The following is a 16,833-nucleotide window of genomic DNA, read 5'->3' on the forward strand; positions in this document are numbered from 1 at the left end:
TTAGTGTTCGCAACTTGACTACCCATGAAAAGAAGTTCTTACTTAAAGAAGCTGCTCTTAAAATGATAACCGTCGGACAGTCTCTCTGTCCCCATATTTTCCATATTTTCGCTCTTACTTGGAGGGGCGGGTACCTCTCAGGGAGATGAGGAAAAGAAGGAGCGCAGCAGTTATGCCGGTAAGTGACACCCACGCGCCGATTATCAGGCTTTTGGGGCGGAATACAAAGTCCACCACGTGATTTCCGTCATCGACGATGCATCCCATGAAATCGCCGTAAACCCGCAGAACAGGAAGGCGCTTTCCGTCAACTTTCGCCTGCCATCCGCGATGATAACTCTCGGACAGCACGAGGAGCTGTTTGTTGTTTGACTGTGCGGCAATGCTGATTCTACCCGGCCTGTCAGAAATAATAGTCGCGGAACCGGGCGATCCTTCCTGCAAGCCGATGTCGTGGTCGACCAGAGCCGTTGAGGCAATGTCGATCTTGTCGATATCCTGCTGTATGTTCTCGCTTACGACCGCTTTTGTCACCAGCCTTACCCGCGGGAGAGGTTTGGGAAGAGTCATGCCGAAAGACCTCCCCCCGGAATATTTCGGGGTTTTGCTCATGATCCATTGCGCGCCTGCTAGCCTCAATCGACTCTTGTCGAGAGGTTGGAGCTCTCGTTTCGGCGGTAAGCCGGCGTACCCGTCGGCGAGATTCAGTCCCTTCATAATAAGGATGACATCGTCCGACTGAACCCGGTACTGCCCCGGGTTAGCGCCAGGAGTGGGAAATGATTTGAGGATATTATCAATAGGGCGAATCCCGTCGCTCCCGATTGTGGAATTCACGCCGTAGAACAGCAGATCAACAGCCGCCAGCAGGATCAATCCGAAGATCGCGATATCCTTTCCGCGCGCCGCCAACAACACGAGCGCCGTGGCCGAAATCATGATCAGCGGTCCTGCAATAAGCATGTTTATTTTCGCGCTCATCCCGAGAACAAAATATTGAAGAAGGCTGGGAGAATCGACGGTTCTTCCGATGAGCGCGAGCAAGTAAGGCAAGATGGAAACCAGCGGCACTAACAAAAGCGGTGAGAGGGCCCGCCACGGTGTCCTTCCGCCATCCCGCACAAGCGCCGATACCGTGGCGAAGGCGATTGCGGCGCCAATCGACATAGTCAAATGAAACAGGAGAATATATCTGTTCGGCTCGCGGAAGAGTCCGACAATCGGCAGAAATGTCTGCAAACGGTAAACATATCCGTATTTCCCCATGGCCATTAGGATCGAGACGAGGTTGAGAAACAAAACTCCGGCCGCCAGCTTTTTGAGAGGCCCCACTTGCGGCAGACGAAGGAGAAGGAAAACGACGAGAACCAGGGGCACCGCGCCGTTGTAGGCCTTCAAACCGTACCCGATGTATTCGAAAACGGATTCATTGAAAAAATAAGGCGCCGCTATCTGAAGGAGATGAACGGGGCGAACCGACGGCCACATGAGAAAGTCCAGTGAGGGAATATCTCTGAATGAAGCCGCGACGCCCTCCCTATGCGCCAGCACCTGAATCGCTCCTATTGCCGCGCCCAATGCCTTCGCCGTCCCAAGCCTTACATAAGCCGGAATATCGTTCCACGGCCGAATCAATAAGAGCGCATACAGTACCTCAGTTAGCGAAGAGTACCAGAATGCCTGCGGATTTCCCAGCAGCAGTTGGGAACCCGTCAGCAGCGCTAATCCGAACGCGAAAACGCTCCTCTTTCGGGTACTGGGGCTTCGCACCACCATGTCAATTGCCAGCAGCATCCATGGGATATGTGAGGCGACCGCGACAACGTTCATATGGACATAATGCAATACGGTAAACCCGGAGAAGGCGAAAACAAGAGCCCCGAGCATCGAGGCGTCGCGCGGCAGGTTCCAGCGGCGCAGGAAGAAAAACATTCCGGCCAGCATGAACGGATAACTGAGGAACAGCTCCAGATTGTACGCGATGTCGAGGGGCAGAAACCGGTAAAGAAGGAGATGAAGCGGGTGAAACATACCCACCTGTCCTTCACCATGCAGATAATATCCGCAATAGACGCTGGGGACCCACGTGAAGTTGTCGCCCGCTTTCAGACACTGCGCATAAAAATAGCGAAAAGGGAGGTGGTAGTTGTTGAGGTCATCGAACTCGTACACGGTTCCCCTGAACAAGGGAAGCGCAATCAAGACAAGAAGGAGACCTGCCGACGCCAACCCGAGGAGGAAAAGGCGGTTCTCGCCGGTATGAAAAAAACGCCTTGGCGGCAGTTGAAGACGCTGCTCTGCGATCATCTGAATTGACGAGCTTTGTTTCTTTTCATTAGAGACCGGCACGATAACAGCCCTTCCTGCCGGCGTCTTCATCGGTTGGCATAACCGCTCCTCCCGGTCGAGTACACGCGCAGGGTTGGTCCGCGATTCTTGCCTCTGTCGGAAATCCATTCTTTCAGGAGTGGAAGATCGAAAACGTACTGGTACGTCTTGAAGCGCTGATCCTGATATCTTGCCCACTGCATCTCGCTGATGACGATAAGGTCGTAATCTTTTCGAATCTGTCTAATTGACAAATCAGATACAGTCCACACATAGCCCGCGTCAAGTTTGCCCGAATAGTAAAGTTGAGGGCAGTACGCCTCGTACAAAATGCGGCTGCTTGCGGGAACATTTTCAACAAGCCATTCATAGGCTTCTGTTCGGGTATCCGGCAGCTCTTGCTCCCGCAAGATTGCAAAGGCGGAATATAGTGCCATGGCCCCCGCCATCAGAACAGCAAGAGCAGAAAGATATGTTGATGAAGCCCTCCCCCGCTCGCCTCTTCTTGATGATATCCAATTAAGAATCGCCCCGAGCCCGACTACCACCAGACAATCCGCGATTGGAATCGCCATGAGAATATTGCGGCTGAAGTACACTCTGGCCATACTGACCATCCCGAGAAACAGGATAAGACAAAAACCCATCAGCGCAAGCGAATTGCGGAAGTTCTTCTGTTTGAACGACGCAGGCGACACCAAGGCAAATATGACCAGAACAGAATGTTGCTTGAACAGATCACTTGTCACCTTGAAAAAGGTAATCCCCTCATCCGCTCCCGGATGACCTGACGAGTAATGGCGAAAATCGTAGATCATGCCGATATGAGGATCCAGAAATGTTTTCATATCGAGCAGAGCGTAAGGAGTGGTTGCGAAAAAGACGCAAATGGAAAGCAGAGCCCCAAGCGCAAGCAGCCGGAAACTCTTCGAAAACGGCGTTTTCACAATCCACAGCAGAATTGGAGCCGCAAAAAGAACGGCCGCTCCATTATATTTTACGCCCGCAGCCAGGCCGCCCAGTACCATTGCAGCCCAGAAATATCGCTCTTTCGGCTGTCCGCCTTCTTTGCTATCCGCAAATTTGACCATCATGAAGAGCGACGCAAGCGCGAAGAATGTCACCGGCATATCCACGGTAATGCTCGCGGCATTTTCAACAACCAGCTTGCTTCCAACAAAAGTGAAGCCCGCGACGCAGGCCAGCAGCGGCGTCGTAAGCCGCGATGTCAAGCGCAGCAGCAGAAACAGGGTTCCGAGAGAAAAGCAGACGGTGATGAAGCGTCCCCATTGATACAGAACGAACGCGTTTGGATCGATGCCGCGGACTCCCATGGCGAGGCCGTGCTCGAGCGGCAGGCCGATAAAGAGGTCCAGCAGTCTGTAGGCGGCTGCATTGATATAAAACAGAAGCGAAGGATAATGGAACCAGTGCGGATTCAGGTCGCCCGACAGGATCATGTGGACCGACCGAGCTACAACATCCGGCTCATCCGGATGATAAACGAAAGGGGCATCCACAAGCGCCAGTTTTCCCCATAGAAAAGCGGCAAATATACAGAGGGCGGCATGAATTGCGAGCGCAACAGTATCTTGCCGCAGCGCCTTCTTCAGCAACATGATCTTTCCGGATTTTTGTACGGGAGGAACGATCATGATACAGTTTGCCGGCCGGAGAAATAGCGGATTGTTCTAAAAAAGAAAGAGAAAGTAGGATTTAACCAAAAACACATCAATACCCGATTCCTGATAAACAGGATGAAACATGATCCGGTACGGGAGGTAGCAGATTATTTCTTGAATTTTCCTGCTGCTGGACTCAGATCAACATTAGCGTAAATATCCGCTAAAAGTCAAGCCATCATCGAGCACGCATAATTTCCTCCGCCTGTTGGAGTGAGCTTCCGCTGAGATCTCTCCAAGTCCTTGACATGAGCAACTTTGATATGATAATATTCAACCAAAACCTATTCTTGGAATGCTGATTTCTCGCATTCTTGATGTTGATTTCCAAGTCGTAAGGGAGCAGGTCTGCGACGGGTGACGGCGGTGGCTCGGGCTGCGGTGCAGCATCACAACCCCCGCCGATTCTTTTTGATTCCTTTCCGGAAAAAGAAGGAACCATGCCAAAGAAAATATGCGTGCTCGGTCTCGGCTACGTGGGACTGCCGACGGCATGCATGTTTGCAGTGCAAGGCCACAAAGTCGTCGGTGTCGATGTGAAGCCCGGCCTGGTCGAGGCGATCGGCAAGGGAGAAGTCCATATCGAGGAAGCCGGCCTGAAGACAATGCTTCAGGCAGCCATCAACAGCCAAAACCTGGTGACGCGGCCCACCGTCGAACCGGCCGATGTTTTCATTATCTCTGTTCCGACTCCGTTGACCTCCGACAAACGCGCCGATTTGACCTGCGTAGAAAAAGCGGGCCGCTCGATAGCGCCCGTCCTCGCTCCGCAAAATCTTGTGATCCTCGAATCAACCGTTCCGCCGGGCACGACCGCCGGAATGCTCTGCACGATTCTTGCCGAGTCGAAGCTCAAGCCGGGCGTGGATTTCCATGTGGCCCACAGCCCGGAGCGCGTGCTGCCGGGCAACGTGTTCAGCGAACTCGTCACAAATGACCGGGTGGTCGGCGGCATAACGAAACCGTGCGCCGAAAAGGCGAGGGATCTTTACAAAGCGTTTGTTGAAGGTGAGATCTTTCTGACCGACGCCACCACCGCCGAAATGGTCAAACTGACCGAGAACACGTTCCGCGACGTCAACATAGCCCTTGCCAATGAACTGGCCCAATTGGCCGCCGAGAACGGCGCCGATATCTTTGAAATCGTGTCGCTCGCGAACCGTCACTCGCGCGTGAAAGTCCACCAGCCGGGTCCCGGGGTGGGCGGCCACTGCATCCCTGTCGATCCCTGGTTCATCGTGGAAAGATCGAAAGACGCAGGCAACCTGATCCGGTACGCGCGCAAAATAAACGATTCGGCTCCCGACCGCATCGCTGCCATCGTTGAGGATATTGTCGGCGGGAACAACGGCGCCAAGATAAGCATTTGGGGGGTCGCCTACAAGGGAAACGTGGATGATACGCGCGAGACGCCGGCGTTACATATTATTGCCGATCTGCAAAGCAAAAATTACAGACTTGGCGTGTTCGATTTTCATGTCCGCAACTTCACCTGCGAGCTCGACAGCCTTGAACAGTCGGTTACCGGCGCCGACGCGATTTTACTCCTCACCGACCACAAAGAGTTCAAATATCTCGATCCACACGTCATTGGCAAGAAGATGCGCAAGCGCGTGGTCATTGATACCAGAAACTGCCTCGATTCAGCCAAATGGAAAGAGGCGGGATTCGACTTTTACCTCTTTCGAAAGAAGATGTAGTAATGCACGCAGATGTCAAATCTCAGTCCCCGGCGGAAAAAGCCGTGAACGAACGCGCATCGGACGGCGGCATCTATTGCAGTGTTGTCTCCCCCATGTTCAATGAGGAATCGAATATTGCGGCAACCGTCGATACGATAGATACGGTTATGGCCGGAGTTGGAATCGCGTGGGAGCTTATTCTGGTAAACGACGGCTCGACTGACAAGACTCAACAGATTGCCGAACAGATCGCGCGAGAGCGCTCGCATGTTAAGCTGCTGTCGTACCGGCCCAATCGCGGCCGGGGAAAAGCGCTGAGGACCGGCTTTGCCGCGGCGCGCGGACGATATATCATCACCATCGAATCGGACCTGAGCTGGGACGCCTCGCTCATGCCCCAAATGCTAAGGGTGCTCGAGGAAGGCGCCGCTGATATGGTGCTGGCTTCCTCCTACGCGGAAGGCGGTCGGGCCGTGGGCGTTGCCCCTATTCGCCTGATGATCAGCCGCATGGGAAACTTCATTCTCAGCTTCGTGATCCCCGGCGGTTTCAAGATGGTGACGCAGATGTTCAGGGCATATCGGCGGGAGGTTATCGATTCGTTGGAACTCGAGTCAGACGGCAAACAGATCCACCTCGAGATCCTTTCAAAGGCGCTGGCGCTCGGATATCGGGTGAAGGAAATTCCTGCAGTACTGAGATCGCGAGGAAGCGGGAAATCAAAGTTCAAATTCGGCAAAACCGCCGCCTCGCATCTCGCTTTTTCATATTTCGAAAAACCGCTTTTTCTGCTGGGGCTGATCGGATTGGTGTTTTTGGCGGGCGCCCTTGTTATCGGGCTGTATCTGCTGGCCGAGTTTTCGCGAGGGTCTTTGAATCCCGATCGCCCCCTCATGACGCTGCTGATCATCCTGATCATTGGAGGATTGCAGTTTGTATCGCTTGGTCTCATCGGCACCCAGATCGCTCAACTCCGAAAGGAGATCTATCGGGTCCAGATGGAGAACCGGAGGCTGGAGCGAAAGATTACGGACGGAACGCTCTGACGTGGAAGAATCCAGGCGCCAAAGCCGCTCAGTTTGCCTCATCACCAACACGTATCCCGATTTCCCGGAATCCAGCCGCGCCGTATTCATGCGCGACCTCGCACGACTGCTCTCTCAGAGAAACTGGACGGTCGCCGTCGTTGCCCCGAAAGTGTACGCCGAGAGCCGCCGCCACGAGCGAGAAGAGGCGGTCGAAGTTTTTCGATTCTCCTCATTCCTCGGTGGAAAATTGCTGGTCGAATATGACAGGATGCCGGTCTTCCGCCTGACAGGATACATGGTCTCCGGCATCATCAAAGCGGCGCGTCAATCGCAAAAGTGCGACCTGATCCATGCTCATTGGGTTATGCCGGCAGGCTTGATTGCGCTCATCGCCGGAAGACTCACCCGGAAACCCGTCGTGGTAACCGCGCACGGCTCGGATATCCTTGTCATGCCAAAGAGGAGCTTTCTTCTCAGAAGGATAGCGCGGCATGTTTTGGAGCGTGCGGACGCAGTCACGTCGGTCGCCGAGCACGTGACCGCCGAAATCCGGAACCTCGATGTCCGGCGCGATGACATCCTTGCGTTCCCGATGAGCGTGCCGACTGAATCTTTCACACCGAACGGCGAAGGCGCGGAGGCGTGCGCGACCGAAACGCTCATATTCAGCAACCGAAGCCTGTATCCCATTTATGACCTCGAACTGCTGGTACGGGCGACCCCTCTCATCCTGCAGAGAGTGCCGGAAGCAAGCATCTGCATAGCCGGCAAAGGCCCGCAGCGGGAAGCGCTTTCCCAGCTCGCCGAGAAACTGGGCGTCTCCGGGAAGTTGACGTTTCTTGGCGAGATCCCTCACGAGCAGATGCCGAAGTATCTGCGGAAAACGGCGGCGTACGTTTCGACCGCGCTCTCCGATGGCGCTTCCGTATCGCTCTTGGAGGCAATGGCATGTGGCGCCGTGCCTGTTGTCGCGGATATTCCCGCCAACCGGGAATGGATACATGATGGGAGAAACGGTTTTCTTTTCGCTCCCGGAAATGCAGAAGCGCTGGCGGATAAGCTGGAACTGTGCCTGACGCAGCCCGATCTGAGGAAAACGGCACGCGAAATCAATACTCGGATTGTTCAACAGAGGGCCCAATGGAATTTGAACGTCGACAAGCTGCTGAATCTGTACGAGAGAATTTTGGCTCGGCAATGAGCGCGGTTCAAGGAGAACGATTGAACGTACTGTTCCTCGCGCTCACGGTGGACATGGGGGTTTACCAGGGAGACAGCACACACGTTGGCGAATTGACAGCTAACTTGCGGCGCATGGGATATCGTGTGCGCCTGGTTGCAAGGCGCAGCGGAAACCACAAGGGTTGGAAGGACCCGCTGTTCCACTGCGTGAGCAGATCACCCAAGCCTCCAGGCGATTTCATGAGGCTGCTCCAGTTGCTGCTCTCGATGATGCGCGGCGCATATTTTATCCTCCGGTATCTTGGGAAGTCAGATCTTTTGTATACACGGGATCGCTTCTCGATGCTGCTGGCGTTCCTGCCTTCGAGATTCCTGCGCAAGCCGATCGTATATGAGGTGAATGGTCTTACAAGCGAACAGCGGAAGATGCATGGCGACTATTTTCTCAATTGGATGTATGTGAAGCTGTTGGAGACACTGGACAAACTGGCATTCATCAATGCGCACTCGGTCATCTGCGTGACCGATTCGATCAGAAACTTCTATTGCAAGCGCTACCCTCAGCTCGCGGATAAGTTCATCACGGTCAATAACGGCGTCAACAGGAAGCTGTTTCACCCGTTTCTTGATTACAAAGAGGTATTTGACCTGAGGGCGCGCCTGGGATTCGATGAGAGCGACGATATCATTGCCTATGTCGGGAACCTGTCGCTCTGGCAGGGAGTCGAGTATCTGGTGAGATGCGCGCCGGCTGTCGTGGAGAAAAACCCTGCGGTGAGGTTCATGATCATCGGCAGGGGCCCCACCTATGATACGTGTCTGAAACTCGCGGAAGAACTGAAGGTTGCTGATAAATTCAAGTTTGTAGGACAAGTTCCGTACCCGTCGCTGGCGCACTACATCAATGTAGCCGATGTCTGCGTGGCGCCGTACACCCGCGACATTCCGAATTGCCCGATAAAGATTTACGAATATCTCGCGTGCGGGAAACCGGTTGTCTGCTCGGATATTCCCGGAATCGATAATCTCCGCAAAGACGGCCTGCTGACATTGGTTGAACCGTCCAATCCACAGGCGCTCGCATCGGCGCTGCTGAGCGTGCTTGCAGACATGGATGGCCGCCTCGCTCAGCGCGAAAACGCTCCCGCAAAGGTCGCAGACTACACATGGGAGAACTCGGCCAAGCGGGTCGCCGAAATCTGCGATCAAACGACGGGAGTAAACAAACCGCATGCGGACTGAGAAGCAATCTTTGAGTCGCACGAAGGGCACGCTGAACACGACGGTAGACCGTAAAGGAAAAGCCGTTATCAAAGAGCATTTTTTCACCCGGGACTGCGGCCCACCATCTCATGCAGGGCCACCCACAAAGGCGCCGGCGCTGAAACCTGACTCATGGCTCAACTAAGAGAGGATTTTCCCGCCCGTATGCGAGAATCCGATGGACTTCGCCAGAAGACCATAACCGGTGTCATCTGGAGCGCCCTCATGCAATTCGGCCAGTTGACGGCCTGGTTTCTGGTAACGGTGCTGCTGGCGCGTTTGCTGACGCCGAAGGATTTCGGCCTCATCGGAATGGTGACCGTATTCACCGGGTTTGCCGTGCTGATAAACGAATTCGGGTTCGGTTCTGCCCTTATTCAGCGCCAGGATATCGAAGAACGACACCTCAATTCCGTCTTCTGGTTGAATGTTGTCACGGGATTCGCATTCACCGTGCTTTTTATCGCCGCATCGCCGCTGATCGCCCGTTTGTACAACGAGCCGGCCCTCATCCCCCTTACATCCGTCGTCGCGCTCTCTTTCGCGATCAGCTCTCTCAAAGTAGTGCAGCATGCCCTGCTGAACAAGAGCATGGATTTCCGGCGGTTGGCGATCATCAATGTGGCGGCTGTTTTCGTCGCCGGCCTTATTGCAGTCGGCATGGCGCTCACGGGTTTCGGAGTGTGGAGCCTTGTGGCCAACCTTTTGATCATGGCATCGATACAGGTCCTGCTCATGTGGCGGCTTTCGCGATGGAGACCGAAATTTGAATGGGACACACAGGCAATCAGAGAGCTATTTGGATTCAGCGCCAACCTCGTCGGCTTCAGGGTGCTCAATTACTGGACCTCGAACGCCGATAATCTGCTCATCGGAAAATTCATCAGTGCAGCAGCCCTCGGGATATATGGGCGAGCCTACGAATTCAGAATACTCCCGCTGGTGCTGGGCTCCTGGGTTCTGGACAAGGTAATGTTCCCTGCGCTCTCCGCGATTCAACACGATAAGAGACGGGTTAAACAGTTCTTTCTCCGCGGAAACCGCACGATCGCCCTCCTTACGTTCCCGATGATGATGGGGCTGCTTGTCATTGCCCGACCGTTCACCCTGGCGGTTTTTGGACAGAAATGGGAGGCCGCAATCATCATCATCCAGATTTTTTGCGTCGAGGCGATGGGCCGCTCGATACTGACGACGAGCGGATGGATTTATCTCTCCCAGGGCAGAACCGATATCCAGCTCCGTTGGGAGATTCTCGTGGGAATCGTGAGGTTCCTCTCGATCATTGTCGGCCTGCGATGGGGAGCCGCCGGCGTCGCCGCGGCATGGACTTTTTCCTTATATTTCATCCTGTGGTATCCGAGTTGGACCATTGTCGGCCGGCTGATAGGCATGCGAGCCACAGAGGTTCTTTCGAATGTGGCCTCCATTTTCCTCTGCTCCGCCATCATGGCTGGAGCCGTCTTTCTGGCGGGACTTGCCCTGCCGGAATCAAATTACTGGCTGCGGGTCGCGGTGCAAGTGCCCCTCGGCGCGGCGGTATATATGCTGGTTATCCACTTCCTCAAAGTGAGAGCATATCTTGAAGTCAGGGAACTGGTTGCGGAGCAGTGGCGGTTGCGATACGGAAAAACGGCCGACCTTGCCGTCCACTCGTGATTCCAGCACACGACACGAATGAAACACTGCGGAATGTGGCGCATGATCCGGAAATTTGTCTTAAACAGAGGCACACGGGGCTCTCCAGACAGGATGAGCTGTTGACATGAAGAGCACTACGGCAAAGACAGTCGCCTTTCTGTTGATACTTTCCGTCCTGCCGTACCTGAACACCTTCAGTAACGACTTCGTCGGGTATGACGATCAGAATCTGATTCAGGCGAACGAGCAAATCCGAAGCTTGTCCGCCGACAATATAAAGCGGATGTTCACTCCCAGACTCAGGGGAAACTATCAGCCGCTCCGCGCATTATCGTATGCAATTGATTATGCGGTGTGGGGACCACAGCCGTTCGGGTTTCATCTAACGAACACGATTTTGAACTCGATTTCGGTGGTTCTCGTGTGGCTGCTGCTGCGCCGGGTGATGGATGCCCGGACCGCCGCCGTTTCGGCCGCCATCTTCGCCGTCATGCCGATCCATGTGGAGAGTGTCGCCTGGATGTCGTCCCGAAAGGACGTCCTCTCGCTCGCTTTCTTCCTGCTCGCGATCCTGCTCTATGATGAGTCCTCTCTGCGAAAAAACAGGATACTCTATGCCGCCTCTTTGGCGGCAGCCGCTGGAGCGCTTCTCTCGAAACTGACGGCGGTAACCCTCCCGCTTTGCATCCTGCTCGTCCAAATTTGCAGAGACGGCTGGCCGGATGCGGCTGAATGGAAAAGGAAGGCGGCATGGCTGCTTCCCCATTTCATGCTCGTTGGGATCGTCATCGGATTGAATTTCCTGCAGCCGCAAATGGGACCGCAGCACGGCGATGCCCTGGCAAGCCTTGAGGAAATCGGGCGGCCAGTGGCGGGGCATGTCTGGCTGAGCATGCCGTTGGTGGTTTGGCGCTACGTTCGCCTCATGCTCGTTCCCTATCACCTGAGCACGCATTACGAGATCCTGCGCATCACCTCTCTTGCAGACGCACGCTTCTGGATTCCGTTCCTGGCGCTGCTCGCCGTTGTCGTAATGACGATTGCCCTTTTTGCCCGCGGGAAGCGCGCGCTCGCTTTCTGTTTCGCGTGGTTCTTCATGACGTTCCTGCCGACATCGAACATAATCCCGACGGCGGCGATGCTGGTGGATAGGTATATGCACACGCCCTCAATCGGGATCGCCGCTTTGATCGGAATCGCTTGTATGTATCCGGTCACTGTAATGGCCGGCAAAGGGAGCCCTTCTTACCGCCGCCTTGCACTGACGCCCATGATCGCCCTGATCATCCTCTTCACGATACTGACGATCCGCCGCAACACCGACTGGCGAGACACCCAGTCCCTTTTCTCCCGAACGCTCTTGGTGAACCCGAGGAGTGTAGATGCCCGCCTCGCAATCGGCGCCGTACTGGAAAATGAAGGACAACTGAACCCGGCCATCGACATGTATCGCGAGGCTCTTGAAATCGACCCCGGCAATTACCGCGTTCTTTACAACCTCGGCGTGGCTTTCCTGAAAAAGGGATCGTATCTCGAAGCGATCCGTGCGCTGGAAGAATCGAAGACCGCAAACCCCATCTTCAGCGCCACCCGCTTCAACCTGGCGCTCGCGTACTACCATCAGAAACGATTTGATCGCGCGATCGCCGAGCATACGGCTGCTCTGGAGCTGGACCCACATCTCGCTGTGTCCAATGGGGCATTGGGACGCATTTACCTGGAATTGGGCGAATACGATCTGGCGATGAAGCATCTGAATCTCGCCCTGCGCGACCAGCCCGACTTGGTGCCCGCTCTTGTTGACAGGATCGAGTTGTACATGCAACAAGAGCGATATGAGCTGGCGGCGGAGGACTTGCAGCGGCTCTCATCCCTGGGATTTGACACGAGGCAGTTGCACGCGAGACTGCAAAAGGCGAAGGCTTCTAAAACATCTTCAACGCCTGACTCCTCATCCCTCCGCACTAATTGAGCGAATATAGACCCTGCAGGATTACCTTTAAATGTTCCGGCGTTTCTGGAATCAAATGTCCCGGCCGGTAGACGAGAAAAGGAGAATTTCTGTATTCGGACCAATTGCTTATATAAGAAATATTCGGTCTGAGATAAGGCAGACCCAGGAGAGGCACATATTCCGGCGCAGACACGGCTTGAGCAGACTGTCCAAGATAAACATTCCCGCCCATTGCCGAAATCCTGAAATAGGCGTAGGCGGGGTTTGCCAGCATACCGGGCGTCACTTGATCAGGCAGGATAATACGTACCGCCCGCAGTGACGGATCGTTATAAGCCAGCCGCAGAGCATAGGAGAGGTTGTCGAACCTGAAGATGAATGCGCCGTCGTACGTGTCGGGCACGTTCAAGAAGAAGAAGGTAGTATCGGGGGCCGGCGCGGGGTAGGCGGCGGTTGTTCGCCAGACCAGGCGGGCCGCAGCGTCGGACGCTGTTTTCCACGTCACGCGCCTTTCATTCAAATAAGAGAAGCTCGTTGCGCTGAAAGCAAGCACAAGAAACGCGAGTATTGCGGTCGACGCGGCGACCGATCTGCGAGACAACCTGTCAGCAAATTTCCAAAAAACAATGGCTATCAACACAGCCCCGCCGGCGGAAGAGAAGACGACATGCCTCTCCGAAGGAACTAATCCCAGCGCCACCACCGGAATGGCGCCTGCAAGAATCCATCCGATCAGAAAAACGGCCGTGTACCTGCGCAGAAGCAACGGAACCCCTGCAACCGCTACCAGCGCAACTCCCGCAAGAACATAGAAAAACATACCGGCCGCTTGCCCCTTATTGAACCAGTTGACCGCGAGCGCCCAGTCGATCGGCGAAAACGTCATCAGTAGCGCGTGCCAGAGCCCAAGCAACGACGTTGCTATTTGAAAAGAAGTCAGCGACGGAGGCAGGTTGGCCTGCTTCATGATGATTCCGCGCAGGATCACAAACAGCATCCCCAGCAGAACAAAGGGCCATGTGCTTTTTGCGCTTCGCTTTGCAGCCTGCCGAAAAGTGAAAGTCCCACCGAGCAAAGAGTCGTACAGAATCAATATGATAGGAAGCGCAACGGCTGATTCCTTCAGAAACAAGGCAAAAACAAACAGCCCGAGGGAGCCGGCATAAAGCCAGGTATTCGGCTTCTGCCGCCACCGGATAAACACAATGAGCGCCGCCAGAGAAAAGATGTTTTCGACAACGCCGTTGAGGCTGGAAATCCAGAAAATCGCCTGCGCGTGGACGGTCATTGTCATGAAAATGATGGCGGCCCCCCCCGCGACCAACATCTTCTTCGAGAGCAGGAAACCGAGCATATAGACCTGGATACAGAGAACGGAATAACAGAGCAGGCTGACAAGATGATATTTCGCCGGCTCAAGCTTGAAGCGGCTTTCAAGAAGGTCGAAAAATAAGGTGATTGCGGGGCGGTAATACAATCCCCACGAGGGCCGCGTGAATTCCTTCAGCGCGTCCGCGGGAGTATATCCCGTTTGCGAGGCATGATAGAGGACCAGGTAATCGTCGGAATTGAAATTGTGGCTCGTCGTCTTTCTGAAAAGACAAAACACGAGAATGATGAGTAAAAGGATGATGAAAATATGCGCCCGCTTCCTCATCTGGTTTGTTCCCGCGTCTTGCAGGCCACCACCATGAGGGACAACCCGAAGGGCAAGTCAAGGCGCTGGAGCAAGCGCCGCTCAAACCTCATTACCGCGAGCAGAATCTTATTGAGGAGCCGCCGATCCTCGTGATATTTGATACTTGCCGATCGGTTCGGGAGTTTGCCGAGCGTCAGGCGTATCATCGCTACCAGAGGGAAGAGCGTCGTATTGAAGTAGCTGGCGCGTTGAATGAAATAGCCGGAATCAAGCATTTTCGCAATCAGTTCGCGTTTCGAGTACCTTCGCTTATGATGGAGGGAAACATCATGTGAACTCCACAGGGCTTTATATGCCGGCACACTTACCAGCAGACGTCCGTTGTCTGCGATAACCCGGTGAAATTCCCTCAGAACCGCACCGTCGTCCTCGCAATGCTCGAGCAGATCGGCAGCGACAACCAAATCGAACGCGCTGGTCTTGAACGGCAGCGCGAGCGTGTCCCCCTGGCAGAGGCGCTTGATCCCCAGGCTTGAGCAGTGCTTAAGCGCCTCCAGGCTCTTGTCTATTCCGTAAACCTGACCGGCGCATGAGAATCGGCGCGTCATCAGTCCCGACCCGCAGCCGGCGTCCAGGATGAGATTCCCGTCCTTTTTGTCGAATCTGACGCTGGAAAAGAGAATGTCGCGCGTTCCGATAAACCACCAGTGGGTTTCCCCGAGCCGGAAAAGCTGGGCGTATTCCTCAGGATTCATTCGATTCCGCCAGTCTTTTTCCCGTAGACCAACATGATGTCGAACGGATTCACGTAGAGAACCCGATTGGCAAGGCGAAAGAGATGGGCGGCCCTTTTAAGCATTCCTTCAACTGAGGAACTGTAAAGGCCGGCCCTCTTGACAAAAAAGCCGACATCGACGTACTTGCCGACATGTTCCAGTCGCTCAGGTTGAAACCCCGTCTGGTGCAGAAGGCGCTTCATGGTTACGGGCGTAAAATAATACAGATGCTCCTCGTCTTTGATGCCCATCCAGCGCGCTCCCGAGATGCGTGCCGGCCAGGATGCGATGTCGGGGGTGGTGAGCGCAATCAGCCCGCCCGGTTTCAATGCCTTGTTCGCAAGTTGAAGCTCGCGCAGGGGATCAAGACAGTGCTCGATGTAATCCCACATGGTGATCGCATCGAAGCCAGCCGGTTCCAATTGCGCATCGGCCATTGAGCCGCAATGAATCTTGATCTGCAAATTGTCACGAGCGAACCGGCAGGCAAATTCAGAGAGCTCGATGCCGAATGCTTCCCAACCCCGCTCGATGGCGACTTCCAACGAAAAGCCGGTAGCACAGCCTACGTCAAGGAGCTTCCCTTTATGTCCGATCCAGCGCTCGATCTCCCGGAGCCGCCGCTGAAATGTCCTCGTTATTTTGGCGCGGTCGGCGATGTAATCATCGTAACCGAGCGAGCCTGAATCGGTGCTGCGGAAATAGGACTCGGTATATATCTGTTTCAGCCGCTCAAATTTGGGAAGATGCCGATTTCGAATGAGGCCGCATTCGGGACATCTGACGATATGGAGCGCCGAATACAAAGGAAGCGATGAGGAGCATCCGCAGAGGGCGCAACCTGAATCCTCAATTATTATTTGACGGCCGGTCATACAGCTTTTTCCTGTCGTTGAGCCGCACCTGCAGGACTTCGCGCAGCATCGGGAACGTATCTCTTACCACGCTCACTTTCGTGGACGGCGAATTCTGCCAGCGAACCGCCGTTTCCTCAATGCGAAATCCAAGTTTTTTGGCAAGAAAGAGAATCTCAACATCGAATCCGAATCCATCGATTCTGGAAAGAGAAAAAATCCTGCCGGCGCACCCGTTGGTGAAAAGCTTGAATCCGCACTGGGTATCGTGAATCCCCGGCACGGTAAGGAGCTGAACGATCTTGTTGAACACTTTCCCGCTCAATACCCTGTACCACGGGCGCCAGCCGATCACTTGCGACTCCTCCAACGCCCTGGAGCCCACAACGACATCACAGCCATTCCTTGCCACATCCTGCAATTTCACAAAATCCTCGATCGGCGTCGCAAGATCGGCGTCCGTCAAAAGAACATTATTCGCCTTCGCCTGCAACATCCCGGTCCTCACTGCATATCCCTTGCCCCGGTTCGGCGAGTACCCGGTGAGCTGAATCCGTTGGTTCTTTGCTGCATAAGTGTTTACTGTCTGGATGGTTGAATCCGTGCTTCCGTCGCTGACAACGATGATCTCATACGGCGTCATCTGTGAGGCGAGAAAGGCGCTGACTGCATCCAGCGTCGGACCGATTCGGCTGGCCTCATTATAGGCGGGAATGACTACGGAAAGATCCGGAATATCATGCATAGTTCGGCAGGCTTGACTACGATATCCTATGGAAAAGAAGCTGCTGAAATATTTTTGGA

Annotated in this window: 12 protein-coding genes; 6 read left to right on the plus strand and 6 right to left on the minus strand. The window is 54.5% G+C overall.

From position 1 onward, the window contains the following. Positions 1-114: 114 nt before the first annotated feature. Together C4520_20035 and C4520_20040 are read right to left on the minus strand one after the other, a co-directional pair. Positions 115-2,457, minus strand: a complete 2,343-nt coding sequence (locus C4520_20035; protein ID RJP15552.1) for a hypothetical protein — start codon at positions 2,455-2,457, stop codon at positions 115-117. Then, entirely contained in the window at positions 2,376-3,983 is a 1,608-nt protein-coding gene (locus C4520_20040; GenBank protein RJP15553.1) for a phospholipid carrier-dependent glycosyltransferase, read from the minus strand. The genes C4520_20035 and C4520_20040 overlap by 82 nt, the downstream gene beginning before the upstream one ends. Positions 3,984-4,450: 467 nt before the next feature. Between C4520_20040 and C4520_20045 the strand changes: the two genes are divergently transcribed. The 6 genes from C4520_20045 (at position 4,451) to C4520_20070 (ending at position 12,778) form a co-directional block, all read left to right on the plus strand. Next, the gene (locus tag C4520_20045; protein RJP15554.1) at positions 4,451-5,710 is read left to right on the plus strand and encodes a nucleotide sugar dehydrogenase; all 1,260 of its coding nucleotides are present in this window, start codon (positions 4,451-4,453) and stop codon (positions 5,708-5,710) included. After that, on the plus strand, positions 5,662-6,738 hold the full coding sequence (locus tag C4520_20050) for a glycosyltransferase (protein RJP15555.1): 1,077 nt from the start codon (positions 5,662-5,664) through the stop codon (positions 6,736-6,738). The genes C4520_20045 and C4520_20050 overlap by 49 nt, the downstream gene beginning before the upstream one ends. A gap of 1 nt (position 6,739) precedes the next feature. Continuing rightward, positions 6,740-7,921, plus strand: coding sequence for a glycosyltransferase family 4 protein (locus tag C4520_20055; protein ID RJP15556.1), 1,182 nt, complete (start codon positions 6,740-6,742; stop codon positions 7,919-7,921). Next, positions 7,861-9,144: a glycosyltransferase family 1 protein gene (locus C4520_20060; GenBank protein RJP15557.1), complete on the plus strand. Its 1,284-nt coding sequence runs from the start codon at positions 7,861-7,863 to the stop codon at positions 9,142-9,144. The genes C4520_20055 and C4520_20060 overlap by 61 nt, the downstream gene beginning before the upstream one ends. Before the next feature lie 153 nt (positions 9,145-9,297). Next, complete coding sequence (locus C4520_20065) at positions 9,298-10,824, plus strand: colanic acid exporter (protein ID RJP15558.1); 1,527 nt, start codon at positions 9,298-9,300, stop codon at positions 10,822-10,824. Positions 10,825-10,930: 106 nt separating this feature from the next. Continuing rightward, complete coding sequence (locus C4520_20070) at positions 10,931-12,778, plus strand: tetratricopeptide repeat protein (protein RJP15559.1); 1,848 nt, start codon at positions 10,931-10,933, stop codon at positions 12,776-12,778. On the opposite strand, the gene C4520_20075 is transcribed toward C4520_20070, so the two are convergent. From C4520_20075 to C4520_20090, 4 genes are read right to left on the minus strand one after another with little or no spacing between them, the layout of a single operon-like run. Beyond that, entirely contained in the window at positions 12,771-14,417 is a 1,647-nt protein-coding gene (locus C4520_20075) for a hypothetical protein (protein ID RJP15560.1), read from the minus strand. The genes C4520_20070 and C4520_20075 overlap by 8 nt on opposite strands. Then, positions 14,414-15,154 carry a class I SAM-dependent methyltransferase gene (locus tag C4520_20080; GenBank protein RJP15561.1) on the minus strand — a complete coding sequence of 247 codons (741 nt, stop codon included), beginning with the start codon at positions 15,152-15,154 and terminating at the stop codon, positions 14,414-14,416. Before C4520_20080 ends, C4520_20075 begins: the two co-directional genes overlap by 4 nt. Beyond that, the gene (locus tag C4520_20085; GenBank protein ID RJP15562.1) at positions 15,151-16,050 is read right to left on the minus strand and encodes a class I SAM-dependent methyltransferase; all 900 of its coding nucleotides are present in this window, start codon (positions 16,048-16,050) and stop codon (positions 15,151-15,153) included. The genes C4520_20080 and C4520_20085 overlap by 4 nt, the downstream gene beginning before the upstream one ends. Further along, the gene (locus tag C4520_20090) at positions 16,025-16,774 is read right to left on the minus strand and encodes a glycosyltransferase family 2 protein (GenBank protein RJP15563.1); all 750 of its coding nucleotides are present in this window, start codon (positions 16,772-16,774) and stop codon (positions 16,025-16,027) included. The genes C4520_20085 and C4520_20090 overlap by 26 nt, the downstream gene beginning before the upstream one ends. Between the last annotated feature and the right edge of the window lie 59 nt (positions 16,775-16,833).

It is taken from the genome of Candidatus Abyssobacteria bacterium SURF_5 (assembly GCA_003598085.1).
Classification (GTDB): domain Bacteria; phylum Abyssobacteria; class SURF-5; order SURF-5; family SURF-5; genus SURF-5.

Excerpts from the sequence above, each read along its gene's own strand:
- C4520_20035 (RJP15552.1), bottom strand. The coding sequence starts at position 2,457 with ATGGATTTCCGACAGAGGCAAGAATCGCGGACCAACCCTGCGCGTGTA.
- C4520_20040 (RJP15553.1), bottom strand. The coding sequence starts at position 3,983 with ATGATCGTTCCTCCCGTACAAAAATCCGGAAAGATCATGTTGCTGAAG.
- C4520_20045 (RJP15554.1), top strand. The coding sequence starts at position 4,451 with ATGCCAAAGAAAATATGCGTGCTCGGTCTCGGCTACGTGGGACTGCCG.
- C4520_20050 (RJP15555.1), top strand. The coding sequence starts at position 5,662 with ATGGAAAGAGGCGGGATTCGACTTTTACCTCTTTCGAAAGAAGATGTA.
- C4520_20060 (RJP15557.1), top strand. The coding sequence starts at position 7,861 with ATGGAATTTGAACGTCGACAAGCTGCTGAATCTGTACGAGAGAATTTT.
- C4520_20065 (RJP15558.1), top strand. The coding sequence starts at position 9,298 with ATGGCTCAACTAAGAGAGGATTTTCCCGCCCGTATGCGAGAATCCGAT.
- C4520_20070 (RJP15559.1), top strand. The coding sequence starts at position 10,931 with ATGAAGAGCACTACGGCAAAGACAGTCGCCTTTCTGTTGATACTTTCC.
- C4520_20075 (RJP15560.1), bottom strand. The coding sequence starts at position 14,417 with ATGAGGAAGCGGGCGCATATTTTCATCATCCTTTTACTCATCATTCTC.
- C4520_20080 (RJP15561.1), bottom strand. The coding sequence starts at position 15,154 with ATGAATCCTGAGGAATACGCCCAGCTTTTCCGGCTCGGGGAAACCCAC.
- C4520_20085 (RJP15562.1), bottom strand. The coding sequence starts at position 16,050 with ATGACCGGCCGTCAAATAATAATTGAGGATTCAGGTTGCGCCCTCTGC.
- C4520_20090 (RJP15563.1), bottom strand. The coding sequence starts at position 16,774 with ATGCATGATATTCCGGATCTTTCCGTAGTCATTCCCGCCTATAATGAG.